The 23,556-nt window shown below is 47.3% G+C and carries 24 protein-coding genes and 1 pseudogene; 19 read left to right on the top strand and 6 right to left on the bottom strand.

What is annotated here, in order from left to right; genetic code table 11:
• The first annotated feature begins 119 nt into the window (after positions 1-119).
• The 9 genes and pseudogenes from sppA to V1501_RS16430 all read left to right on the top strand — a co-directional run bounded on the left by sppA (position 120) and on the right by V1501_RS16430 (position 7,920).
• Complete coding sequence (gene sppA, locus V1501_RS16470; RefSeq protein WP_409289788.1) at positions 120-1,130, top strand: signal peptide peptidase SppA; 1,011 nt, start codon at positions 120-122, stop codon at positions 1,128-1,130.
• A gap of 13 nt (positions 1,131-1,143) precedes the next feature.
• Entirely contained in the window at positions 1,144-1,650 is a 507-nt protein-coding gene (locus V1501_RS16465) for an RDD family protein (RefSeq protein WP_409289786.1), read from the top strand.
• A gap of 14 nt (positions 1,651-1,664) precedes the next feature.
• Positions 1,665-2,543 (top strand): DUF2953 domain-containing protein, encoded by an 879-nt coding sequence (locus tag V1501_RS16460; RefSeq protein WP_409289784.1) that lies wholly within the window; start codon positions 1,665-1,667, stop codon positions 2,541-2,543.
• Between the two features lie 46 nt (positions 2,544-2,589).
• Positions 2,590-3,042, top strand: a pseudogene (gene ytfJ / locus V1501_RS16455) (GerW family sporulation protein); the annotation flags it as partial.
• Positions 3,043-3,323: 281 nt separating this feature from the next.
• On the top strand, positions 3,324-3,824 hold the full coding sequence (gene tpx, locus V1501_RS16450; protein WP_409289782.1) for a thiol peroxidase: 501 nt from the start codon (positions 3,324-3,326) through the stop codon (positions 3,822-3,824).
• 144 nt (positions 3,825-3,968) lie between these two features.
• The gene (locus tag V1501_RS16445; RefSeq protein WP_409293419.1) at positions 3,969-4,982 is read left to right on the top strand and encodes a class I SAM-dependent methyltransferase; all 1,014 of its coding nucleotides are present in this window, start codon (positions 3,969-3,971) and stop codon (positions 4,980-4,982) included.
• A 258-nt stretch (positions 4,983-5,240) separates the two neighbouring features.
• Complete coding sequence (locus V1501_RS16440; protein ID WP_409289780.1) at positions 5,241-6,431, top strand: acetate kinase; 1,191 nt, start codon at positions 5,241-5,243, stop codon at positions 6,429-6,431.
• A 146-nt stretch (positions 6,432-6,577) separates the two neighbouring features.
• Positions 6,578-7,417 carry an EcsC family protein gene (locus V1501_RS16435; RefSeq protein ID WP_409289778.1) on the top strand — a complete coding sequence of 280 codons (840 nt, stop codon included), beginning with the start codon at positions 6,578-6,580 and terminating at the stop codon, positions 7,415-7,417.
• Entirely contained in the window at positions 7,414-7,920 is a 507-nt protein-coding gene (locus V1501_RS16430) for a molybdenum cofactor biosynthesis protein B (protein ID WP_409289776.1), read from the top strand. The genes V1501_RS16435 and V1501_RS16430 overlap by 4 nt, the downstream gene beginning before the upstream one ends.
• 50 nt (positions 7,921-7,970) lie before the next feature.
• Here the strand turns inward: V1501_RS16430 and V1501_RS16425 are convergent, their stop codons facing one another.
• A complete protein-coding gene (locus tag V1501_RS16425) occupies positions 7,971-8,273 on the bottom strand; it encodes a hypothetical protein (protein ID WP_409289774.1) in 303 nt (100 codons plus the stop codon).
• Between the two features lie 203 nt (positions 8,274-8,476).
• Between V1501_RS16425 and V1501_RS16420 the strand changes: the two genes are divergently transcribed.
• Together V1501_RS16420 and argH are read left to right on the top strand one after the other, a co-directional pair.
• On the top strand, positions 8,477-9,682 hold the full coding sequence (locus V1501_RS16420) for an argininosuccinate synthase (protein ID WP_409289772.1): 1,206 nt from the start codon (positions 8,477-8,479) through the stop codon (positions 9,680-9,682).
• Positions 9,679-11,103 (top strand): argininosuccinate lyase, encoded by a 1,425-nt coding sequence (argH, locus tag V1501_RS16415; RefSeq protein WP_409289770.1) that lies wholly within the window; start codon positions 9,679-9,681, stop codon positions 11,101-11,103. Before V1501_RS16420 ends, argH begins: the two co-directional genes overlap by 4 nt.
• Here the strand turns inward: argH and V1501_RS16410 are convergent.
• Positions 11,100-11,570 (bottom strand): universal stress protein, encoded by a 471-nt coding sequence (locus V1501_RS16410; protein WP_409289768.1) that lies wholly within the window; start codon positions 11,568-11,570, stop codon positions 11,100-11,102. The genes argH and V1501_RS16410 overlap by 4 nt on opposite strands.
• 137 nt (positions 11,571-11,707) lie before the next feature.
• On the opposite strand from V1501_RS16410, the gene V1501_RS16405 reads away from it, so the two are divergent.
• Positions 11,708-11,833, top strand: coding sequence for a hypothetical protein (locus V1501_RS16405; protein ID WP_409289766.1), 126 nt, complete (start codon positions 11,708-11,710; stop codon positions 11,831-11,833).
• A gap of 98 nt (positions 11,834-11,931) precedes the next feature.
• Here V1501_RS16405 and V1501_RS16400 read toward each other — a convergent pair whose 3' ends face one another.
• Positions 11,932-13,017, bottom strand: coding sequence for a M24 family metallopeptidase (locus tag V1501_RS16400; protein ID WP_409289764.1), 1,086 nt, complete (start codon positions 13,015-13,017; stop codon positions 11,932-11,934).
• A gap of 200 nt (positions 13,018-13,217) precedes the next feature.
• Between V1501_RS16400 and V1501_RS16395 the strand changes: the two genes are divergently transcribed.
• From V1501_RS16395 to V1501_RS16385, 3 genes are all read left to right on the top strand, one after another.
• On the top strand, positions 13,218-13,898 hold the full coding sequence (locus V1501_RS16395; protein ID WP_409289762.1) for a metal-dependent hydrolase: 681 nt from the start codon (positions 13,218-13,220) through the stop codon (positions 13,896-13,898).
• Positions 13,899-14,022: 124 nt separating this feature from the next.
• Positions 14,023-14,262 carry a hypothetical protein gene (locus V1501_RS16390; protein WP_409289760.1) on the top strand — a complete coding sequence of 80 codons (240 nt, stop codon included), beginning with the start codon at positions 14,023-14,025 and terminating at the stop codon, positions 14,260-14,262.
• Positions 14,263-14,332: 70 nt separating this feature from the next.
• Positions 14,333-15,652 (top strand): DRTGG domain-containing protein, encoded by a 1,320-nt coding sequence (locus V1501_RS16385; RefSeq protein WP_409289758.1) that lies wholly within the window; start codon positions 14,333-14,335, stop codon positions 15,650-15,652.
• Positions 15,653-15,724: 72 nt separating this feature from the next.
• On the opposite strand, the gene V1501_RS16380 is transcribed toward V1501_RS16385, so the two are convergent.
• Positions 15,725-16,030 carry a YtpI family protein gene (locus V1501_RS16380; protein WP_409289756.1) on the bottom strand — a complete coding sequence of 102 codons (306 nt, stop codon included), beginning with the start codon at positions 16,028-16,030 and terminating at the stop codon, positions 15,725-15,727.
• A gap of 122 nt (positions 16,031-16,152) precedes the next feature.
• On the opposite strand from V1501_RS16380, the gene V1501_RS16375 reads away from it, so the two are divergent.
• Entirely contained in the window at positions 16,153-17,097 is a 945-nt protein-coding gene (locus V1501_RS16375) for a DHH family phosphoesterase (protein ID WP_409289754.1), read from the top strand.
• A gap of 74 nt (positions 17,098-17,171) precedes the next feature.
• On the opposite strand, the gene ytrI is transcribed toward V1501_RS16375, so the two are convergent.
• Together ytrI and V1501_RS16365 are read right to left on the bottom strand one after the other, a co-directional pair.
• The gene (ytrI, locus tag V1501_RS16370; protein ID WP_409289752.1) at positions 17,172-17,678 is read right to left on the bottom strand and encodes a sporulation membrane protein YtrI; all 507 of its coding nucleotides are present in this window, start codon (positions 17,676-17,678) and stop codon (positions 17,172-17,174) included.
• Entirely contained in the window at positions 17,675-18,013 is a 339-nt protein-coding gene (locus tag V1501_RS16365; protein ID WP_409289750.1) for a YtrH family sporulation protein, read from the bottom strand. The genes ytrI and V1501_RS16365 overlap by 4 nt, the downstream gene beginning before the upstream one ends.
• A 183-nt stretch (positions 18,014-18,196) precedes the next feature.
• Between V1501_RS16365 and dnaE the strand changes: the two genes are divergently transcribed.
• From dnaE to V1501_RS16350, 3 genes are all read left to right on the top strand, one after another.
• Entirely contained in the window at positions 18,197-21,556 is a 3,360-nt protein-coding gene (dnaE, locus tag V1501_RS16360) for a DNA polymerase III subunit alpha (RefSeq protein ID WP_409289749.1), read from the top strand.
• A 102-nt stretch (positions 21,557-21,658) separates the two neighbouring features.
• The gene (locus V1501_RS16355; RefSeq protein ID WP_409289748.1) at positions 21,659-22,894 is read left to right on the top strand and encodes an NADP-dependent malic enzyme; all 1,236 of its coding nucleotides are present in this window, start codon (positions 21,659-21,661) and stop codon (positions 22,892-22,894) included.
• On the top strand, positions 22,891-23,538 hold the full coding sequence (locus tag V1501_RS16350) for a FadR/GntR family transcriptional regulator (protein WP_409289747.1): 648 nt from the start codon (positions 22,891-22,893) through the stop codon (positions 23,536-23,538). The genes V1501_RS16355 and V1501_RS16350 overlap by 4 nt, the downstream gene beginning before the upstream one ends.
• Positions 23,539-23,556 lie beyond the last annotated feature (18 nt).

The following is a 23,556-nucleotide window of genomic DNA, read 5'->3' as shown; positions in this document are numbered from 1 at the left end:
CATCTTTCAAATTTCTTCCTGTTTGAAAAATTATTTTGTTACAATAATGCTAGGTACTTATATTCTAGCAGATTGCAAATTATTTTGAAAATTGCAGCACAGGAAGGGGGTGCAGGAGATTGAACAGTAAAAGGTGGGCGGCATTGGGCACAGCGCTTGTATTATTCATCGTTTCAGTCGTGTTTAATATAGCATTCTCCTATGCTACAACAGATACAGAAAGTGTCATCGATGGATTTTTATCAGGAGGTTCTGAGGGATATATTGAGGAAGTCGTGGAAGATGGGGATGAAGGCAAGCGGATTGCCATCCTTGAAGTGGAAGGGGTCATCCAGGACGGGGGGGACAGCGACTCGCTTTTCGGAAGCACGGGCTATAATCACCAGGCATTCCTTGACCATTTGCTGCAGGTTAAGGAAGACAGCAGTATCAAGGGTGTGATTCTCAGGGTTAACTCTCCTGGGGGTGGTGTAGTGGAGTCCGCCGAGATTCGTGACCGGATCCTTGATATCAAAAAGGAGACGGGAAAGCCGGTTTATGTTTCCATGGGCTCAATGGCGGCATCCGGCGGTTATTATATATCAGCGCCGGCTGATAAGATTTTTGCAGTGCCGGAAACGCTGACCGGTTCGCTCGGAGTCATTATACAGGGCTATAATTATGAGAAGCTTGCCAAAAAATACGGCGTCGATTTTGTTACCATAAAGAGCGGTGAGCATAAGGACATCATGAGTCCCGCCAGAGAGATGACTAAGGAAGAAAGGGCCATCATGCAGAGGATGGTCGACAATTCTTATCAGCAGTTTGTAAAGGTTATTTCTGAGGGAAGAAACATCCCGCAGCAGGAAGTCAAAAAGATTGCGGATGGGCGCGTCTATGACGGGCGGCAGGCGAAGTCGCTGAAGCTGATTGATGAATTTGGCTATCTGGATGATGCCTGGCAGACTATGGAGCGTGACCTGAAGATAAAGGATGCTCAGGTGATACGCTATACAGAAGAAGAGGGCTTGGGCTCCTTGTTCAGCATGGGGGCAAAAAAGCTTGCAGGACAGGACCTTGAAATGCAGGGGTTGATTAAGCTGCTGTCCAGGCCTGATTCTCCAAGGCCAATGTATTTGTATGCTGAATGAGGGGGGAAGCAGAATGGATGAATTGACTACAGTGGAGCAGGTAGAAAGCGGCCGAATCCCTGAGGAGCAGGCAGTCTTGCCTTTTGCGGCGCTTCCTGCGGATGATCCCTTATTTGCCGGCTTTTGGATGAGGTTTTGGGCGTACCTTGCAGACCTGCTCGTCGTCTGGAGCCTGTCGAGGCTTCTGATTAAGCCGGTTGTCTACTTCTTCGGACTCATCTATTCAGAGGTCCTGGGTTTTTCCGCATTTGAGATAGGTTCAGCTCTTGTGTTTTATTTATATTTTGTATTAATGAGCCGGTTTTTCAGGCAGACCATCGGGAAAATGATCTTTGGAATCAGGGTGGTCAGCTTAAAGACAGAGGGGCTGACATGGGGGGCCGTCCTATTCAGGGAATTCATAGGGCGTTTTATTTCAAAGTTTATTTTAATCGGATATCTCATAGCGGGCTTCCTGCCAAGGAAACAGGGCCTGCATGATATATTCGCAGATACTGCGGTCATTTTTGACCGGAAATAATGGAGGGACCCGGGGTGCATGTAGATGTGCCCTGGGTTTATTTCTGTGGAAAGGGGCGGCTGCTTGTATCAGGAGGCTTCCTGCAGCCAGGGGTGCACATCAGTGATCTTCCTGGTATACCTGCCTGCCCCTTAAATTGCTCCACCGCCTTATTGTGTTTGTCCATGCCCCAGTCCAGTCCTTTCTATGAATGGGCGGCGAGTAAAAACTCAGGTTTGTTTTATAAGGAAAATGGCGATACTGAAGGGCTGAAGGGATGTGTTTTTATGGCATGGATCCTGATGGCAGTTATATTACTATTTCTCATTGTCATATTGGCCCTGACAAAACTCCGCCTTGAAATTTCCTTCAGAGGCCTTGAGCCCTCTTATACTGCCGCAATCCGGCTTAGTGCCTGGAGCGGCCTGATCAGCTTCAGGAAGGAATATCCCTTTCCCTTTAAGGGACAGGAATTTTCAATGCCGGATCAACAGATCAGGACTGCTGATTTCTTCAGGATAGGAAAAATTTTCTTTTCAGAAGAAAACAAAATGCCTGGGATCCTAAAGAAGTTTTTGAAGAAGGTCAAGATCCGGAAGTTTGACTGGCAGACGGTAATCGGCACAGGCAATGCAGCTCACACAGCAGTCCTGACAGGGGCTGTGTATGGAATCAAGAGCACTATCACCGGGGTCCTCACACATTATCTCCTGGTGGAGGAAATGCCTCATTATAAAATTGAGCCCGTGTATCAGGGGGAATATTCAAGAACTTCCCTGCTATGCATACTGGAGTTCAAAATCGGAAACGCTATCCTGACAGGACTGCTTATTTTGAGAGAGTGGAATAAGCACCGGCAGCCAGTGAAAGGACAGAAACCAAAAAACAGCACATGCAAAAGGGCAGTACTCTGACTTCTCGACCAGTGAAACTGCCTGCATATAGGAGGATGGAAATCGCATGACAGAACACCCGCTGCAAGGCTTGATGAACTCAGCCATGGAAAACCTGAAGCAAATGATTGATGTCAATACTATTATTGGAGATCCTGTTGAAACTCCTGATGGGAGTGTAATCCTGACCGTTTCCAAAGTCGGTTTTGGCTTCGCAGCAGGAGGCAGTGAATTTAACCCGGGAGGAAGTTCTTCCGGATCAGGAAACAAGGATTCCCAGGCACTTCCGTTTGGCGGAGGAAGCGGGGGAGGGGTTTCAATCACACCAATCGCGTTTTTGATTGTCAGGTCAGATGGAGTCCAGATGCTGCATCTTGACCAGCATACACACTTATTTGAGAAAATGCTGGATGCCGCCCCTGCGGCCTTTGAAAAGATCCAGAATATGATCTCATCCAATAAGGGTCAAAAGTCGTCCGGGGAAGACGGGGCAAAAAAGGATAAGCAGGATTCAGGGGATAAATCAGGGGATAAATCAGGGGATAAAACAGGGGATAAAACAGGGGATGATTCAAAGGGAGATTCCCGGGATAAAGGGCGGTCTGCCCTTAACTCGAAGATTATTGATTTTGAAATGTAGTAGCGGCGTAAAGCCAGCTCCGAAGGCGGAGCTGGCATTTGTTTTGCGGCTGCTTGCCGGTAAGAAATAGTCAATCGATATTTTTGCAAAAAGATAAGAGAAAGAATATGATTACACTGTAGACTACATAAGTTTTGGAATGAGAAAAGGGAGGAATTATCATGGCTTCGATTACATTTAAAGGAAATCCTGTTACCCTGCTTGGCAATGAAGTGAAAGCTGGGGATCAAGCACCAGATTTCACTGTATTGGCAAATGATCTGTCTGAAGTGACACTTGCTGACACGAAGGGTTTTGTAAGGCTGATATCTGTTGTGCCTTCAATCGATACAGGGGTATGCGATGCACAAACCCGCCGTTTCAATGAAGAGGCTGCCGGCCTGGATAATGTAAAGGTCCTTACAATTAGCGTTGACCTGCCGTTTGCACAGAAACGCTGGTGCGGTGCAAATGGTATCGAAAATGTTCAGACATTATCCGACCACCGTGACTTATCATTTGGGGAAGCCTATGGTGCCGCCATCAAGGAACTTCGTCTCCTTGCCCGCGCCGTTTTTGTAGTAGACAGCAGCGATAAGGTGACATATGTCGAGTACGTGAGTGAAGCAACGGATCACCCTGACTACGAAGCAGCTGTTTCAGCAGCCAAGTCAGCAAATTAAGCTTTAAGCGCGGCAGCCTGAGTCGATGGACTCAGGCTGTTCTTTATGGCCCTTGGCAGCTGCAATGGTAAAATAAAGGGCGGGCCGCTGCTGGTTTCCCTGGAGCTCAAAAACTTGTACCCACGCCCTTTCACCGCTAAAATGATGAGAAAGAAAGACCAGGAGGAAAACTCTTTGAACAATATAACTAAGGTAGAGAAATTATTCAGCATTTTTAACGAAACAGCGGGAGTGCTGCAGGAAGAGCTGTCCTGCACTTATCTCGAAGCCCTTGCCGAAACAGGAGAAAACATGTTTCATGGAGATGTTGTACAGGATGAATTAAGTGAAGTTACCTTGAAGAGGCTTCGTAAACAATATGGTACTGTATCGCTTGCAGCATTTTCGCATGAAGAAATCCGCAATGCCTACCAGCTGGCCATACTGAAGGGGATGCAGGAAAATGTCCAGCCGAACCATCAGATGACTCCGGATGCAGTAGGGATGTTCATGGCTTATATCATCGATAAATACATGAGGGGCAGGACGGGCTTTACCCTCCTTGATCCGGTGGTGGGGACTGGCAATCTTCTGTTTACCATATTAAACCATTTCCGGGGCAGAGCAGGTTCATCCTACGGTGTCGATATTGACGACCTTTTGATAAGGCTTGCATATGTGGGAGCAAATCTTCAGGAACAGGCGGTCCAGCTCTACAATCAGGACAGCCTTGAACCGCTTCTTATCGACCCGGTCGATGCGGTGGTGTGTGATCTGCCAGTCGGCTATTATCCAAATGATGCCCGTGCATCCGAGTATGAATTGAAGGCAGACGAAGGGCATTCATATGCACATCATCTCCTGATCGAGAAGAGCATGGATCATGTGAAAGATGGAGGCTTTTTGTTCCTCGTCATTCCGAATTCTTTATTTGAAACAGCAGAAGCCCCCAAGCTGAATGCTTTTGTGAAAGAAAAAGCGTTCATCCAGGGGCTGATCCAGCTCCCGCATTCCATGTTTAAATCTAAAGCTGCTGGAAAAAGCATTTTCGTCCTTCAGAAAAAAGGCGAGGGAATCACACAGCCTAAGAAAGCGCTGCTCGTTGATCTTCCAAGATTTTCTGATGCTGCAGCCATGCAGGATATTATGAAGAAGATTGAAGACTGGTTTAAAGATTAAAAGTAAATGGAACAAAGCCTGCCAAAATACCGGCAGGCTTTTCCTATGAGGGGTAAAAATGAATGAAATACTCTGAAAATAATAACTTTTCTGGTGTAAACGATACCAAGGTTGAAAAGATGATAAGACAGTGCTTAAATGGGGTATGGTAAAGAGAATAGTGTGTTCTCTATTAAAGCCCGGATTATTTCTTTGTGAATTTATCCATTTTATATTAAGCAGCATGTTTATAATACTTAACCTTAAGGAGCGCTATACATGTCTAAAATCATGGCAATCAATGCCGGAAGCTCTTCGCTTAAATTTCAGCTGTTCGAAATGCCGAGTGAAGAAGTCATTACAAAAGGGCTTGTGGAACGCATCGGCTTGAACGATGCCATCTTCTCCATAAGCGTAAACGGTGAGAAGAATACCGAAATAACCGACATTCCCAATCATGAAGTGGCCGTAAAGATCTTGCTGGACCGTTTGATCAGCCATAATATTATCTCATCCTATGATGAAATCACAGGTGTCGGCCATCGTGTGGTACATGGAGGTGAAGCCTTCAACGATTCGGTTCTCATCAACGGGGAAGTGCTTGAAAAAATTGATGAACTGTCTGACCTTGCGCCGCTCCATAATCCAGCCAACCTGACAGGCATCAAGGCATTCCAGCAGATTCTCCCTGATATCCCTGCTGTGGCAGTGTTCGATACGGCCTTCCATCAGACTATGCCGGAGAGTTCATTCCTTTACAGCCTGCCTTATGAATATTATAAAGACTATGGAATCCGGAAATACGGCTTCCATGGAACATCGCATAAATATGTGGCTGAGCGTGCCGCTGCTATGCTTGGACGTCCGGTTGAACAGCTTCGCCTGCTTTCCTGCCACCTTGGCAATGGGGCGAGCATTGCAGCCATCCAGGGAGGAAAGTCCATCGATACCTCCATGGGCTTCACACCGCTTGCCGGCGTCACCATGGGAACCCGTTCAGGAAATATTGATCCCGCCCTCATTCCGTATATAATGGAAAAAACAAACCAGACGGCTGAGGAAGTGCTCGATGTTCTGAATAAAAAGAGCGGAATGCTTGCTGTGTCCGGATTCTCAAGCGACCTCCGCGATATAACCGAGGCTGCCAATGAAGGCAACGAACGTGCAGAACTGGCGCTGGAAGTATTCGCAAACCGCATTCATAAATATATTGGATCCTATGCTGCAAGAATGTATGGCGTCGATGCCATTATTTTCACTGCCGGCATAGGGGAAAACAGTGAGGCTGTCCGTGAACGGGTCATGAAAGGACTAGAGTTCATGGGGGTATATTTTGATCCTGCCCTTAACAAAACCCGCGGTGAGGAAGCTTTCATCAGCTATCCGCATTCCCCTGTAAAAGTCATGGTCATCCCGACCAATGAAGAAGTTATGATTGCCCGTGACGTAACCCGTCTTGCAGGCATATAAGAATCGGCTAAAAGGCTCCCTCAGCATAGGGAGTCTTTTTTGTCCGGTAAAAGTATCTTCGGAGCATTATCACTAAATCATGCGGGGGCCGGGCTGTTATGCTATACTAAGTTCAAAATTCAATGGATGAGATTAGGAGGCTTGGCATGGCATTGACTGAAAGTGAAATCAGAGTATGGGATGAAATAGCCGACTGGGAAGAAAAGATGTATCAGTATGATCCGGGGACGCTTGAGCTTTTTTATGATAAATGGCTCGAACAGGTTTTCTCCATGCTGCCAGAGTCAGTCACGGATCAATTTTTCTCAAAGTTCGATAACTGGCTTTTTCATATGAATGCTTTTATCCAGGGCTCGCAGATTCAGCATGATGCAAGGGAGAGTATCCTGGCCGCGGCAAGGATTTTCGATTCTGGTGTAAATACTTTGAATGATATGAAAAATTTATCCATCGACCAGCTGATTTATATTGCAGACCAGCAGATTGCCCGCCATCGTTTTTACTCCTTCACTCAGGGAAGTGTGAGCGGGACAGGGGAGACTCTCCTCCTCGGCTCCGATATTCCAGCCATCACACTCATTAACCTTAGGCTGGTACAGCTAATCGCCATGACGTATGGAAATGAAGTGAATACCCCATATGAGCTGATGCTGACACTGAAAGCATTCCATGCAGGCACAATGCCTAAGCGGATGCAGCGCCAGATGTGGGAGGAAATGGCGGAGGATGCCAAGCTGGATGATACCTTCTTTTATGCCGGAAGGGAAGAACTGACGAATGTGACATGGCTTGAGCAGCCTATCCGCCAGATCCTGAAAGCCCTGGCGATCTCCACCTTCAGGAGAAGGCTTGTAAAAGGTCTGCCCCTGGTGAGCATGGCCATAGGAGGCGCGGCCAATTACCGGCTGACAAGGAATGTATCGGAATTTGCGCACCGTTTCTACCAATATCGGTATCTGTCAGCTAAAAAGGATGATGCAAAATGAGTCATTTCGAGCATAAAAGTGAAGCCCCCGGCCAAGTTCGGTGCATGGTGGTCACGGTAAGTGATACGAGGGGGAAGGAAGACGACAAGAGCGGTCAGGAAGTCATACAGTATCTGAGCGGGGCAGGACATGCCGCCGATGAATACCGCATCGTGAAGGATGATAAAGAGGAAATAGCCAGGGCTGTTTCCGAGGGGCTTGCGGCACCCGGTATAGATGCAGTTATTCTTAATGGAGGCACCGGGATCTCTAAGCGGGACGTAACCATTGAAACGGTCAAAGAGTTTATAGAAAAAGAGATCACTGGATTCGGGGAAATCTTCCGGATGCTGAGCTATCAGGAAGATATTGGAAGTCCTGCTATCATGTCGAGGGCCATTGCCGGCACACATGGCAGAAAGGCTATCTTTTCTCTGCCAGGCAGCACAGGTGCCGTCCGGCTTGCGATGAAAAAGCTGATTGTGCCTGAACTTGGGCATATCATAAGAGAACTGAGGAAATAAGGCTGTCCGGATGGACAGCCTTTTCGCATACATATACAATTGCCTGCATACTATGAATGTAATTTGCCGGTAAGGGCATCTTCATTCCTGAACCAGATCCACAAATCGTTGATGATGGAAGCAAGTTCTGAAATTTCTGTATTCAAAATGCAGGATCTTTCAAAATCTGTTTCGCGGAAAAGGCAGTCCTGCTTCAGCGTAATTTGGCCTTCCAGCTCCCTGATTCTGTCTGGAATGCCGCCTCTGATCTGTTCCCATTTCAGCATCATTCCGCCTTGAAGAGCCAGGGAAGCAAGGCCAATCCTGGGCAGAGGGATGCCGAGCCTCTCGTTGAATAAGAAGTATTCCTCCATCTCCACACTCCATTCACTTTTCTTCCGTTTTATCCATATACGATGAAAACCGGCTCAAATCCTTCACAACAGCCTATCTAATAACATAAAAATATATGTGAACAATTGTTGCAAAAAAAAAGAAAAGCTGATAAAGTATAAACATTCATTGCATAAAAATTAGTTAAAATGAATTTTTATTCGTCGGGGAGGACTTATAAATTATGACTAAAGAGAAGATTGTACTTGCATATTCCGGGGGATTGGATACATCGGTTGCGATAAAATGGCTTCAGGAGCAGGGGTTCGATGTGGTGGCCTGCTGCCTTGATGTGGGTGAAGGAAAAGACCTTGAATTCATTAAACAGAAAGCTCTTACTGTAGGGGCGGTAAAATCCTATGTACTTGACGTGAAGGAAGAATTCGCAAATGATTATGCGCTCACTGCCCTTCAGGCCCACACACTTTATGAAGGAAAGTACCCATTAGTTTCTGCGCTTTCACGTCCGCTGATTGCGAAGAAGCTGGTAGAAGTAGCTGAAGCAGAAAATGCAGCGGCTGTAGCACATGGCTGCACCGGGAAGGGAAATGACCAGGTCCGCTTTGAGGTATCCATTCAGGCCCTGAATCCCAATTTGAAGGTCATAGCACCTGTTCGTGAGTGGAGCTGGTCAAGGGAAGAAGAAATCAATTATGCAGTGCAAAATGATATTCCCATCCCTGTAAACCTAGACAGCCCTTATTCTATTGATCAAAATCTTTGGGGCAGAAGCAACGAATGCGGGGTGCTTGAGGATCCATGGGCGGCTCCGCCTGAAGAAGCGTACGAACTGACAAGCAGCCTTGAGGAAGCACCGGATATGCCTGATTATGCGGAAATTGAATTTGAACAGGGTGTCCCGGTCAAGCTGAATGGCATTTCCTATCCCCTGTCCAGCCTGATTCTGGAGCTTAATAAACTGGCAGGCAAGCATGGAGTCGGCCGTATCGACCATGTGGAAAACAGGCTGGTGGGAATTAAATCACGCGAGGTATACGAATGTCCTGCGGCTCTTACCCTGATCAAAGCACATAAAGAGCTGGAAGATATCACCCTTGTGAAGGAAGTTGCCCATTTCAAACCGGTCATTGAGAAGAAAATGACAGAGCTTATCTATGAAGGTTTATGGTTTTCGCCGCTTCGGGATGCTCTCTCAGCTTTCCTTGCCGAAACCCAGAAAACGGTCACCGGGACTGTCCGTGTCAAGCTGTTCAAGGGCCATTCAATTGTGGAAGGGAGAAAATCCGATTATTCCCTTTATAATGAAAAGCTCGCAACATATACATCTGATGACGAATTTGATCATGCAGCCGCTGTGGGCTTCATATCTTTATGGGGTCTGCCGACCAAGGTGAATAGCATGGTCAATCAAAAGAGGGTGACAGTGTGAGTGCACAGAAGCTCTGGAACGGGAGATTCACAAAAAGTCCCGAAGAGTGGGTGGATGAATTCGGTGCATCCATAGAATTTGATCAGGAGCTTGTCCTGGAAGATATCGAAGGGAGCCTCGCCCATGTGAGTATGCTTGTAAAACAGGGCATCCTGCATCAAGAGGAAGGTGAAAAAATCAGCAGCGGTCTGCAAAAGCTGCAGAAGAAGGCAGAGAATAAAGAGCTTTCCTATTCCGTGAAAATGGAAGACATTCATCTTAATCTGGAAAGCCTGCTGATTGAAGAAATCGGACCTCTTGGGGGGAAAGTTCACACAGGCCGGAGCAGGAATGACCAGGTAGCAACTGATATGCACCTGTATTTAAAAAAACATGTGAAGCATATCATCGGGCTGGCAGCTGATTTTCAAGAGGCATTGGTAAAACAGGCAGAGCAGCATATTGAGACGATCATCCCGGGGTATACCCATCTGCAGAGGGCCCAGCCTATCTCTTTTGGGCATCATCTCATGGCTTATTTCTGGATGCTTCAGCGTGATAAACAAAGGCTTCAGGATAGCCTTAAGCGCATCAGCATATCTCCGCTCGGGGCCGGGGCGCTTGCCGGTACCACCTTTCCCATCGACAGGGAGTACAGCGCAGGAACGCTGGGGTTTGATTCCATTTACGAAAATTCGCTGGATGCCGTAAGCGACAGGGATTTTATTCTGGAATTCCTAAGCATAAGCTCTACCCTCATGATGCATCTCTCGCGCCTCAGTGAAGAGATGATCCTATGGTCAAGCCAGGAATTCCAATTTATAGAATTGGATGACGCCTTTTCGACCGGGAGCAGCATCATGCCGCAGAAAAAGAACCCTGATATGGCGGAGCTAATCAGGGGGAAGACCGGCAGGGTATATGGAAATCTCATGGGGCTGCTTACTGTGATGAAGGGACTGCCGCTTGCTTATAACAAAGATATGCAGGAGGATAAGGAAGGGATGTTTGATACCGTTAAAACGGTAACTGGATCACTTAAAATCTTTGCCGGCATGATTTCCACGATGAAAGTCAATACTTCCAGAATGGAAAGTGCGGTTAAAGAGGACTTCTCCAATGCGACAGAACTGGCAGACTATCTTGCAGCCAAAGGACTTCCATTCAGGGAGGCCCATGAGATAGTGGGCAGACTTGTCCTGTACTGCATTGAAAAGGGCTGCTATCTAAAAGATCTGAGCATGGAAGAGTTCCTGAATTCTTCCAGTCTTTTCGAGCGGGACATTTATACAGTGCTCGAGCCCTATGAGGCGGTAAAGAGGAGAAACAGCGCGGGCGGCACAGGGTTTGCCCAGGTCAAGGCAGCAGTTGAAAAAGCAAAGGAACTGCTTTTAGGAAAAGAAGCCGCTGTCCGTACAGGAATAACAAAGGCTGGATCCTAATAGGATCCAGCCTCTTGTCTTTTCCAATCATCCGGTGTCCGGACAACAAGCACATCGCAGTCAGCGTGCCGGGTGATATGCTCAGAAACACTGCCCATAAAGAACCGTTCAACCAGGTTGTGTCCTGCCGCGCCGCAAATGATCAGGTCTATATCATATTCCTTCGCTATTTCTTTTGGGATTTTTACCTTCGGCGATCCATATTCCACAGCAATAATGACGGATAGGACGCCAGATTCAAGGGCTTGGGCCTTATATTTCTCCATCATATCTATGACCCAGCCGGCACCGTCTCCTGCCTGAGATCCAAACGTTTCTCCGCTGGCGGCCGTCCGGTTATCAAGCACATGGGCAATCACGATTTGGGATTGATTCCGCAGGGCAATTTCAATCGCCTTTTTAAGGGACCATTCAGCCTCTTTTGAGCCATCCACCGCGGCCAGGATTCTTTTATACGTCAATGCCATCGTTTTCTCCTCCTTAAGAAAGTTTATTTTTCTCAGCAGGGAAGTGCAGCAATGCTCTTACACCCTGATTATACAATAATCACCTCGCAAATGGGAGTGCAATGGAGCCCATAGTATGAGTAAAGGAGGGAAGGAAGATGAATCAGGATAAGAACAGCGGGTATCCACTCTTTGAAGAAGAGGGGATAAGGGAAATCATCGGCCAGATCACCGATGCGTATGAGTCGGCTGGTGTAGTGCAGGAACTGGAGGATAAAGAGTGAGGATGCCGTAAACATTCATTTTAGCGGGATATAAAAGCCCTGGGGAAATTCCCCAGGGCTTTTATTTCGCTGCGTAAGAGCCGCCTCTATTCAGTTTATTATAAAGCTTTAGGATAACGGGTCAGCACTTCACAGCCATATTCGGTGATTAGGATATCATCTTCAATCCGGACGCCTGCAATACCCGGGACATATATTCCAGGTTCTATCGTGAAGACCATTCCCGGCTTTAGCACGAGCTCATTCGTTTCAGTCAAAGATGGATATTCATGAACACTTATACCAAGACCGTGGCCAAGTCTGTGCGGGAAATATTCTCCGTAGCCGGCATCGCTGATGATATTCCGGGCAATCAAATCAAGTTCAGCACAGGTAGCCCCCGGCCGGCAAGCTTTGATGGCAGCTTCTTCAGCCTTCAGTACAGTCTCATAAATATCCCGTTGTTTTTCTGTTATTTCACCAAAGGCAACAGTCCTGGTGATGTCAGAGCAGTATCCCTCATACACGACACCGAGGTCGAACAGGACAAGATCTCCTTGTTTAATCTTGGTCTGTCCCGGGGTGCCGTGTGGAGAGGCACCGTTTGCTCCTGTCAGAACCATGGTTGAAAAGGACATTTCATTAATGCCTGCCTTTTTCATTTCAAACTCAATCGCTGCCAGAACCTCCATTTCCGTTTTGCCTTCAGCAATCTCCCGCACACCGGTCTCAATGGCACAGTCTGCGAGCCTGGCCGCCTCCCGGATCAGGGTCAGTTCTTTTTCGTCCTTGATCATTCTGAGTTCGCGGAGGATTTCCCCGGCTGGGAAGAAAGCAGCGCCGGGCATCAGGCTCTGGATTTTTTCAAAGCGCTCCACATTCATATGCTCTTTTTCAATCGCTGCAGATCCTAAGGTGATATTTCTGTCTTTCACAGCTTCCATAATCATGGCCCATGAATCTTCAATGTCGGTGTAGCCAATTATCTGATGGCTCCAGCCTGAGTGCATGGCATCTTCCGTTTCCATCTTCGGGCAGACAAGGAACGGCTCAGAGTCCGGGAATAATCCGAGCGCCAGAAGCCTTTCATGCGGGTTGCTTCTGAATCCGCTGAGATAAAATACACTCTCAGGAGATGTGATGAATCCGAATGTTATTTCGTTTTCCGTCAGCCAGTCCTGGAATTTTTCAATTCTCTTGCTCATTTTTCTTTTTCCTCCAATAAGGTATTTTACTGGTAGTATATGTAGATGTTTATAAGGGTAAAAATATGCTGTCAGTATAGAGGGTAACAGTCCTGGTATCGAATGTAAACTGTTAGTCTATGTTAGAATTGGGTATATAGGTAAATGGAATATTGCTTGATTCCGTTACCATTGTCATTACTTGAAAGGGGAGAATGTTTATGAAGGTTTCTTTTCATGGCCACTCTGTGGTAAAGGTTATTGCAAATGGGAAAACCATCCTGTTCGATCCGTTTATTACAGGAAATGGACAGACTGATTTAAAAGTGGAGGATGTAAAGGCGGATGTCATCATCGTGACACATGGACATGGGGACCACCTGGGGGATACAGTCCAAATTGCCAAAGAACACAACTCGCTCGTCATTGCCAATGCAGAGTTAAGTAACTACCTGGCATGGCAGGGCCTTAAAACCCACGGGATGTCGATCGGCGGTGCCTATGAGTTTGACTTTGGCAGGGTCAAACTGACTCAGGCTTTTCACGGAACCGGATTGGATACCGAAAACCAGGAAATTATCTATCTGGGGATGCCGGCCGGCGTGCTATTTACTTGTGAGGGAAAAACCATCTACCATGCCGGAGATACCGGATTGTTCGGCGATATGAAGCTGATTGGTGAACGGCACCCGATCGACCTCGCATTCCTGCCGATTGGGGATAACTACACGATGGGGCCGGAAGATGCAGCATACGCAGCCAAGCTTCTGGGCGCTAAGCAGGTTGTACCGATCCACTACAATACATTCCCGCAGATCAAGCAGGACCCTGAGGCATTCCTCGAACTATTGGAAGACGAAAACGGAATCCTTCTCCAGCCGGGGGAAGAGATAGAGCTGTAAAAAGTAAGAAGGGCGCCCGCGGGCGCTCTTTTTTTGTATGGCCGCAAGGAATGGGGCAAGTTCAGTTCCCGTTATGCATAAGATGGTGATAGCCTGCCCCATTCCATAGAAAAGAGGTTATATGATGAAACAACGATATTTGATGTGCCTGCTGCTGTGCGGCGCCATGCTTTATTATCAGCTTCCGAGATTGAGTCTGAGCTTTGATAATCCCGGACTTCCGGAACTTTACGGCTCCATGTGGCTTCTGCTTGCGTTCTTCGCCGCAGCCGGGAACCTGGCGGGGCTTTTATACAGCCCTGGTATAAGGGCAGGGAAGAGGAAGCATGGTCAAAGCCGCAAAAGACTGCATGATTATCAGTAGGTTCATTGTATAGACGCATTTTTCATTCTATAATGAGAATATAGAAGTACGTAAAAAGGGTGAAAAAGGGTTGGCTACAAAACATGAACAAATTTTGAAATATATTGATGATCTCCCGGTTGGGGACAAAATATCGGTAAGGCAGATTGCAAAAGCGCTGCAGGTAAGCGAAGGGACTGCCTATCGGGCAATAAAGGATGCGGAGAACAAAGGTTATGTCAGTACAATTGAAAGAGTCGGGACCATCCGCATTGAACGGAAAAAGAAGGAGAATATTGAAAAGCTGACTTTTGCTGAAGTCGTGAATATTGTAGACGGTCAGGTTCTCGGCGGAAAATCGGGATTGCATAAGACTCTAAACAAATTTGTAATCGGCGCCATGAAAATTGAAGCAATGATGAAATATACAGCCGCCGGTAATCTTTTGATAGTGGGAAACCGGGTCAATGCCCAGGAGCTTGCTCTAAAAGCGGGAGCAGCCGTTTTAATAACGGGAGGCTTTGACACGGAAGAACATGTGAAAAAGCTCGCAGATGAGCTGGAGCTTCCGATTATATTAAGCAGCTATGACTCCTTTACGGTAGCCACGATGATCAACCGGGCGATATATGACCAGCTTATAAAAAAAGAAATTCTGCTCGTCGAGGATATATTGACACCTTTGAATCAGACTGCTTATTTATCCCTGGAGGATGAAGTGGAGAAATGGCATGAATTGAACAAAGCAACAAACCACAGCAGGTTTCCTGTAGTGGATGCTGCGTTCAAGGTACAAGGGATGGTCACCGCCAAGGACATAATTGGGCTGAATCTGGACATGCCGATCGAAAAGGTAATGACCAAGACACCGCTGACCGTGGGCGGGAAAACAAGTGTGGCATCCAGCGCCCATATGATGGTCTGGGAGGGAATTGAACTGCTGCCGGTAGTGGATGAAAACCAGATCCTCCTTGGGATCATCTCCAGGCAGGACGTGCTTAAGGCCCTTCAGATGATACAAAGGCAGCCCCAGGTGGGAGAAACAATCGACGATGTAATCACAAGCCAGCTTGTATCGGTAGGAGCCAGAGGAAAAGGCGAGGATATTTACCGGTGTGAAGTGACGCCGCAGATGACCAACTATTTAGGCACCATTTCTTATGGCGTCTTTACTGCCCTTGTCACCGAAGCTACAAATCGTACAATGCGGGCTTACAAACGCGGTGATCTTGTCATTGAAAACATGACTATTTATTTCATTAAGCCGGTACAAATGGACACGATGATTGACATTCAGCCAAGGGTGCTAGAAATAGGTAGAAAATTTGGAAAAATCGATGTGGAAGTTTATAATGAGGGTAGATTGGCGGGCAAGGCTATGATGATGTGCCAGTTGTTCGAAAGGAACTAAAAACCAGTATACCACCCGGGGCAAAGGCCCCTGATTATAAAAAGGCCGCTGTCGGAGGCGGCCTTTTTAAGATTAAGCTCTATAGCTTTTTTCCGCTTCTTCGATGGCGAAGGGCAGATAATGTTTATATGATTTATAGCCGGCCCATAGGTTGATCCCGCCAAGCAGGATGAAGACGGCTGAAACGATATAAGTCACCGTACCGGTATTTATAAACAGCTGGTTGATCCCGAAAAGGACCACAAACAGCCCGAGTGCCATTGATGATTTAGTGGCAATCCATTTTTTTTCAGCCGGACGCTGTGTGCGGACATATTTAATTTTATAGAATACATAAAATGCGAACGTTATCACAATCATTACGACAAGTACTGGCAAGTTGAGTTCCTCCGATCATGTGTATGGCAGGTCCCATTCATTGTACCCGCAATGGGGAATGATTTCTATAGTTTTAGAGTGAAGTTTAATAAATTGACATAATTAAAAAAGGAGATATTTTTATGAAGGCAGAGATTCTTAAAGCGATTCAAGAATATGAGACAATCATCCTGCACAGGCATGTGAGGCCTGATCCTGATGCTTATGGATCCCAGGGGGGGCTGGCGGAAATCCTCCGTGCTTCCTACCCGGAAAAGGAAGTCTATGCAGTGGGGCAGGAAGAAGAATCACTTGCATTTTTAGCCCCCCTCGATGCTGTGCCTGATGAAATATATGAAGGTGCGCTGGTTATCGTCTGCGACACAGCCAATGAAGCAAGAATATGTGACCAAAGATATAAACTTGGCGCAAAAGTTATAAAAATTGACCACCATCCAAACGAAGATCCTTATGGTGACCTGAGATGGGTGGACACGGCGGCAAGCTCCTGCAGCGAAATGATTTATGAATTCTACCTTTACGGAAAAGACAGCGGGCTTTCGCTGCCTGATTCGGCTGCAAGGCTCCTTTTTGCCGGAATAGTGGGAGATACCGGAAGATTCCTATACCCAAGCACTTCCGAAAAAACCTTCCAATATGCGAGCGAACTGATCCATTATAAGTTTTCGAGGCCGGAGCTGTTTAACGGAATGTATGACGTGCCGGTCAGTGTAGTGAGGCTGCAGGGGTATGTGCTTCAGCATTTTGAGATCCTCGAGGAGGGTGCAGGGAAACTGGTGCTCCGCCGGGAACAGCTTGAACATTTTGGGGTTAAAGTCTCGGATGCATCCCAGCTCGTAAGCTCGCTTGGCGGAATCAAAGACTTGAAGGCGTGGGCTTTCTTCATCGAGGAAGAGGATAATATCAGGGTAAGGCTCCGTTCAAAAGGGCCCGTGATCAATGGTGTGGCAAAGAAATACAATGGCGGCGGCCATCCGCTTGCCTCTGGCGCATCCATCCTTTCCTGGGATGAAGTGGACCTGCTGATGCAGGATCTGATACAAGTATGCAGGTCATTTACAATATAAATCTGTAAGCGGCCGGCCCTGCCATCGGCGGCAAATGAGGCACTGCCTGCATTTGCCGCGGATGTTGGGGCAGCCTATCTGACCTGCTTCAGGCGCAGTTCGAACTTTAAAGTTGTATAATATGATATCTCCGAAACTTCAAGCATATATTTCTTCTTGTTAATCTCCAGTACTTTATTTTCAATGGACTTCCTTAGAAGAGCCCGGCTTTCATATACGGTTTCCAGATCTTTTGAAAGAAGGGCTGACTTCAGTTCGTCCCGAACCGCCTCGGCTGCTTCCGCTGCACTGAGCCGGTCCACCTTATACATTGCAAAGTTTGCAATGGACACATGCACCTCCTGAATGGTCAGCTTTTTCAGATTTTCTTCATTAAGCTTGTTATAGTCTTCCTCCCAGAGTTCATTTTCGTCTTCCAGATCTTTGATTGCCTCGTTCTGCTTATGCAATTTATTGATCAGCTTTTCCTGCATAACGCTGTGCATATAAAAAAAGACAAGCCAGCTGATAATCCCCCCGATAGCAGCGCCGGCGAAAAAACGCTGCCAAAGCGGGAGCCGGTAGTATTGTGGAATCCTCATGAAGAGAGATTCTGCTGCTGAGTCAGCCAGTTAATAAGCGATGCCCCGGTCTGCGCACCTGCAAGTGCTGACAGAATCAGCAGGATCTGCTTGACGATGTCCTTTGTCTCACCGTGAAATATTCCACGCTCAAAGGAATAAACGGTATCAAATGTCCCCCCTATCGCTGCGATGATCGCCCAGATGCGCAGCGAGTCAGCCAGGCGGTAGACGACAGTCAGCGGGGGCTGCTCCGTGAAAAAGGCGCCAAGGCCTCCGATGAGTGCCCCGCCGAGCAGCACTCCCAGAGCTATAAAGTAACTGTTCACAAATGCAGGGAAAAATGCTTCTTTCATAGTTATCAGCCCTTATACGTTTTTATTAGTAAATATATGGACAATCCCGGCCGGATATGTTTTTTAAATGGTATGTAAAAAACGGACACCCCCTGCGGCTGACAGAACATATTTTCTTTTTATATTAATTCCATCTATAATTAAAAAAGCTAATGCCTTATCAAAAGGATGGGGAATATCAAAATGTCATTTATACATCTGCAAGTCCAGAGCGCGTTCAGCCTTCTGTCGGGCACGGCATCAATAAAAGATCTGGTCGCTGATGCCAGGGCGAAGAAATATAAGACGCTGGCGCTTACCGATAAAAATACAATGTATGGAATGGTAGACTTTTATAAAGAATGCCTGGCCGGCAAAATAAAGCCGATTATCGGCCTGACAGCCGACATACTGCACGAAGAATCAGGATCCTTTCCGCTCGTTTTGCTTGCTGAGGACAATGGAGGGTACCAGAATTTATTAAAAATCAGCAGTGCCATAAAAACTAAGTCCAAGGAGGGTCTCCCTCTTAAGTGGCTTAAAGCATATGCAGGAGGACTCATCGCCTTGTCCGGTACCGGCGGAAGGGTTGAAACCCTGCTCCTTCAGGATGAAAAAGAAAGGGCCCTGAAGGATGCCGGGCAGCTGATTTCCTTGTTCGGGCAGGATTCATTTTTTATTACCCTTCAAAGAACGGGCCGCACAGGGGAAGATTCACTGAACCAAAAGCTTATGGAGCTGGCTGGTTCCCTGGGAGCGAAAATAGCTGCGGTCAATCCTGTCTATTATCTGCAAAAAGAAGATTCCCTGGCCTATGAAGTGATGCTGGCCATAAAGAATGGCGACAAGCTTGGAGATGAAAACAAGATAAAGCCGGATTCATCCGACTATTACCTGAAGGAACCGCACGTGATGACGGAATTATTTTCAGACCTGCCCGAGGCATTGGAAAATACTCTGCATATCGCGGAACGCTGTAATGTGATGATTGAATTCAACCGGAAGCTGCTTCCGAGATATAAGGGGAATGAGGCTGTACCGGCGGACGAAATGCTTGCGAAGGTGTGTGCCGCCGGCTTTAAGGAGAGATATGTGAGTCCCGGAAAACAGCATTTGGAAAGGCTGGAATATGAACTGTCTGTTATTCAAAAGATGAATTTCAGCGACTATTTCCTGATTGTCTGGGATTTTATCAGCTATGCCAGGAAAAAGGGCATACTTGTCGGCCCGGGGCGGGGTTCGGCGGCGGGCAGCATGGTTGCCTATGTTCTCCGTATAACGGACGTGGATCCGATAGAACATGGCCTCTTATTCGAGAGATTCCTGAATCCCGAAAGGATATCCATGCCGGATATTGATATAGACTTCCCTGACACAAGACGGGATGAAGTCATATCGTATGTAGCCGAAAAATATGGAGAGCTGCATGCGGCCCAGATCATCACTTTCGGCACCATGGCAGCGAAGGCTGCCCTGCGCGATGTAGGGAGGGCGTTCGGGCTGAATGCAAAGGAGCTGGAACAGCTCTCCAGGATGATTCCCGCAAAGCACGGCATAACCCTTCAGGCTGCACTGAATGAATCCAGGCAGCTGCAGGAATTCGTCCGGGAAAAAGAACTGAATGCAAAGCTATTCCAAACTGCCCTTAAGCTTGAAGGGCTTCCAAGGCATGCGTCTACACACGCTGCCGGAGTAGTGATCTCAGAACTGCCGCTTACTGATGTGATTCCGATACAGGAAGGGCAGGAAGGTGTCCATCTGACGCAGCTGCCCATGGAAAACCTGGAAGAGCTCGGACTTCTGAAGATGGATTTTTTGGGGCTTAGGAACCTGACGCTCATTGAAAATACGCTTGTCATGATTGAAAAAGCCACAGGAAAGCAGCTGAAGCTTAATGAGATAGATCTTCAGGATCAGCGGACATTCGACCTTCTCGGCCGCGGTGAAACAACAGGAGTGTTCCAGCTGGAGTCAGAAGGAATGAGGAATGTCCTGAAAAAATTGAAGCCCACTTCTTTTGAGGATATCGTCGCAGTCAATGCTTTATACCGCCCGGGACCAATGGAAAATATCCCTTTATTCATCAGCAGGAAGCATGGTAATGAGGAGGTTGATTATCCTCACCAGTCATTAGAGCAGATCCTGAAGCATACGTATGGAGTAATAGTGTATCAGGAGCAGATCATGCAGATTGCCGCAAGCTTTGCCGGGTTTTCACTTGGGGAAGCGGATTTATTGCGGAGAGCCGTATCAAAAAAGAAGAAAGATGCATTAGATAAAGAACGGGAGCGCTTTGTTCATGGAGCCAGCGTAAATGGCCATCAGGAAGAGGCTGCCAATAAAGTGTATGACTCGATTGTCCGGTTTGCGAACTATGGCTTCAACAGGAGCCACGCTGTTGCCTACAGCATCATTTCCTATCAGCTTGCCTATCTGAAAGCTAACCACTTTCGGTATTTCATGTCGGCGCTATTGACGTCAGTTATCGGCAATGAAGACAAAATAGCACAATATATCCGGGAATTAAAGATGAACGGATATACTGTGCTTGCTCCTTCCGTAAACAAAAGCCAGTTTTCCTTCCAGCCGGAAGGTGAGGGAGTAAGGTACAGCCTGGCAGCCATCAAGGGAATAGGCGGTGCGGCCATCCGTGAGATATTTCAGGCCCGGAGGAAAAAGCCGTTTGAGGACCTGTTTGATTTCTGTCTCCGGGTATCCACCAAGGCCGTAAACCGAAAATCATTGGAGGCCCTTGTCTCGTCCGGGGCATTCGATGAGTTCGAAGAAGACAGGGCAACACTCCTTGCCAGCCTGGATGTAGCCATGGAACATAACGAACTGGTCAATCCGGGTGACAATCAATTTGATTTGTTCGAAAACACGGAGTTCAACCTTAAGCCTAAATACCTGCGTGTAGATCCCATCAGGACCCTGGACAAGCTTGAGCTTGAGAAACAGGCACTGGGTTTATATTTATCTGACCATCCCGTCGTCCCGTTCCATAAGCTTTTCCATTATTTTGGCTCTGTCACCATTCATGAAGCCTTGGAGCGCGGACTGAAAAATGCCTATATTCCAGTCTATATCACAGACACCAAAGCTATCCGAACCAAAAAGGGCGAGACCATGGCTTTCATGTCAGCGGGTGATGAAACCGGTGAGGTTGAATGTGTGGTTTTCCCAAATGTCTACCGTTCAAGGCTCACCCATTATAAAAAGGGCAATATCGTTATGCTCCAGGGATCCGTGGAGACCAGGGATGAAAAGAAGCAGCTTATCGTCCATGATTCTTTTTCCATAGATGAATTGAAGGAGATCTCAGCAAAGGAAGCACAGGTGCTTTATCTTAAAATACAAAAGGACAAGCATACGAAGGATTTCCTGAACAGAGTAAAAAAAATCATTCAGTCATTCCCTGGCATGACAAAGATTGTCCTCTATTATGAAAAGGACAGCAGATATGTACAGCTTCCCATGGATCAATGGGCAGAGCCGAGCGGGGATTTCCTGGGCAGAATCGGGGCCCTGCTTGGAAGTGAAAATGTGGTTGTAAAGCGCAGCTGAGCTTTACAACCTTTCAAGTTATGTTATATTAGACATGTATTATCGTGGTCTGACCACCTGTGAATCTGGAACTATTCAGTAGAATCTATAGGAGTGAAACCTTTGACGTTAAGAGAAGAAGCATTGCACATGCATAGGATCAATCAGGGGAAGCTGGAAACGGTATCCAAGGTGCCTGTGAGGAATGCTGAGGATTTAAGCCTTGCCTACTCCCCGGGAGTCGCCGAACCCTGTAAAGCAATATATGACAAGCCGGAAGCTGTATTTGAATATACCATGAAGGGGAATACAGTTGCGGTCGTCACGGATGGCACAGCTGTGCTCGGTCTTGGTAATATAGGGCCGGCTGCGGCGCTGCCTGTCATGGAAGGTAAAGCGGTCCTGTTCAAAAGCTTTGCAGGTGTAGATGCATTTCCCATCTGTCTTGATACTACTGAAGTGGACAAAATCGTAGAGACCGTCAAGCTGCTTGAACCGACATTTGGCGGGGTAAACCTCGAGGATATAGCCGCGCCCAATTGTTTTGAGATAGAAGAAAGACTAAAGAAGGAAACGAACATCCCCGTTTTTCACGATGATCAGCATGGAACAGCGATTGTCACGGCAGCCGGACTTTTAAACGCCCTGAAACTCACTGGCAGGAAACTTCAGGAAATAAAGGTTGCGGCAAATGGTGCCGGTGCTGCAGGAATTGCCATCATTAAACTCCTCTATTCATTTGGGGTCCGCGATATCGTCATGTGTGATACCAGAGGCGCGATTTATGAAGGGCGCACTTTCGGCATGAATGATGTAAAAGAAGCTGTCGCCCGTTTCACCAACAGGGAGAAGCAGGAAGGCAGTCTGGCGGACGTCATAAAGAATGCGGATGTGTTCATCGGTGTTTCTGCGGCCGGGGCATTGACCAAGGAAATGATCCGGAGCATGAAGCCGGATCCGATCATATTTGCTATGGCAAACCCGGTGCCTGAAATCATGCCGGAAGAGGCGAAGGAGGCCGGAGCGGCAGTGATGGGCACAGGCCGTTCCGATTTTCCCAACCAGGTCAATAATGTACTCGCCTTCCCGGGGATATTCAGGGGAGCACTTGATGTTCGCGCCACCCATATCAATGAAGAGATGAAAGTAGCGGCCGTTGAAGCGATCGCCGGCCTGATCGGGGAAGATGAACTGCAGCCGGACTATGTAATCCCGGCACCTTTTGACGCGCGCGTAGCCCCGGCCGTAGCTGCCGCAGTGGCCAAAGCTGCGATGGAGACCGGAGTGGCACGCCTGAAGGCTGACCCGGAAGAAATCAAAGCTAAAACGTCAGCCCTTTCATCCATAGGGAAAAAATGAACGAGAAGACGATAAAGGCAGCCGCTGCCGGACAGTCAAAAATATATTTAGAAGTTGTGGAAAAACTCAGGCAAATGATCAAGGAAGACCAGCTGCGCCCTGGTGATAAAATCCCGTCGGAACGGGAATTGTCCGAGCGCCTTCAAGTAGGGCGCTCTTCGGTAAGGGAAGCTTTACGGTCCCTGGAGCTGCTTGGCCTTATCGAGACCAGGAGGGGAGAAGGCACCTATATCAAGGTATTTCAAGAGCACAGGCTTGTGGAACTCCTTGGTGCCTTCTTACTCGCAGATGAAGAGACAAAGAAAAATCTGATAGAAACACGCGTGTTTCTCGAACAGTCCATTCTTCATGCATTGTTGCATAAGGCGTCACGGGAAAACATCGATGAGATGATCCTGTGGGCCGGGAAAAATGATTGGGATGATGAAGCCTTTTTTAAGCGGCTCTTTCAATTGAACACCAATCATCTTCTTGAGAGAATATGGATCATTGTAAATATGTATGCCAAGTCCACCGGTGAGGACAGGCAGCAGGCTCCACGACAGGCTTATCTGGATATGCTCGATGCCCTCAGAGAGAAAAACGGACATGAAGTCAACAAGATCCATCTCAAAGCAGTAAGGAATATGCCAAATTTTCTTTAATGGATATCAGCGTATACC

It is taken from the genome of Paraperibacillus esterisolvens (assembly GCF_046237625.1).
In the GTDB taxonomy this organism is placed as follows: Bacteria; Bacillota; Bacilli; order Bacillales; family DSM-1321; genus Paraperibacillus; species Paraperibacillus esterisolvens.
The sequence above is the reverse complement of the archived record's forward strand: the minus strand, read 5'-3'. Positions and strand labels throughout refer to the sequence as shown.

Coding starts and splice junctions, on each gene's coding strand:
- V1501_RS16430 (WP_409289776.1), top strand. CDS start 7,414: ATGAGTCATTTCGAGCATAAAAGTGAAGCCCCCGGCCAAGTTCGGTGC.
- V1501_RS16375 (WP_409289754.1), top strand. CDS start 16,153: ATGAAGGCAGAGATTCTTAAAGCGATTCAAGAATATGAGACAATCATC.
- V1501_RS16350 (WP_409289747.1), top strand. CDS start 22,891: ATGAACGAGAAGACGATAAAGGCAGCCGCTGCCGGACAGTCAAAAATA.
- V1501_RS16440 (WP_409289780.1), top strand. CDS start 5,241: ATGTCTAAAATCATGGCAATCAATGCCGGAAGCTCTTCGCTTAAATTT.
- V1501_RS16465 (WP_409289786.1), top strand. CDS start 1,144: ATGGATGAATTGACTACAGTGGAGCAGGTAGAAAGCGGCCGAATCCCT.
- tpx (WP_409289782.1), top strand. CDS start 3,324: ATGGCTTCGATTACATTTAAAGGAAATCCTGTTACCCTGCTTGGCAAT.
- V1501_RS16390 (WP_409289760.1), top strand. CDS start 14,023: ATGAAACAACGATATTTGATGTGCCTGCTGCTGTGCGGCGCCATGCTT.
- dnaE (WP_409289749.1), top strand. CDS start 18,197: ATGTCATTTATACATCTGCAAGTCCAGAGCGCGTTCAGCCTTCTGTCG.
- V1501_RS16420 (WP_409289772.1), top strand. CDS start 8,477: ATGACTAAAGAGAAGATTGTACTTGCATATTCCGGGGGATTGGATACA.
- V1501_RS16435 (WP_409289778.1), top strand. CDS start 6,578: ATGGCATTGACTGAAAGTGAAATCAGAGTATGGGATGAAATAGCCGAC.
- ytrI (WP_409289752.1), bottom strand. CDS start 17,678: ATGAGGATTCCACAATACTACCGGCTCCCGCTTTGGCAGCGTTTTTTC.
- V1501_RS16410 (WP_409289768.1), bottom strand. CDS start 11,570: ATGGCATTGACGTATAAAAGAATCCTGGCCGCGGTGGATGGCTCAAAA.
- V1501_RS16395 (WP_409289762.1), top strand. CDS start 13,218: ATGAAGGTTTCTTTTCATGGCCACTCTGTGGTAAAGGTTATTGCAAAT.
- V1501_RS16405 (WP_409289766.1), top strand. CDS start 11,708: ATGAATCAGGATAAGAACAGCGGGTATCCACTCTTTGAAGAAGAGGGG.
- V1501_RS16400 (WP_409289764.1), bottom strand. CDS start 13,017: ATGAGCAAGAGAATTGAAAAATTCCAGGACTGGCTGACGGAAAACGAA.
- V1501_RS16365 (WP_409289750.1), bottom strand. CDS start 18,013: ATGAAAGAAGCATTTTTCCCTGCATTTGTGAACAGTTACTTTATAGCT.
- V1501_RS16445 (WP_409293419.1), top strand. CDS start 3,969: ATGAGAAAGAAAGACCAGGAGGAAAACTCTTTGAACAATATAACTAAG.
- V1501_RS16425 (WP_409289774.1), bottom strand. CDS start 8,273: ATGGAGGAATACTTCTTATTCAACGAGAGGCTCGGCATCCCTCTGCCC.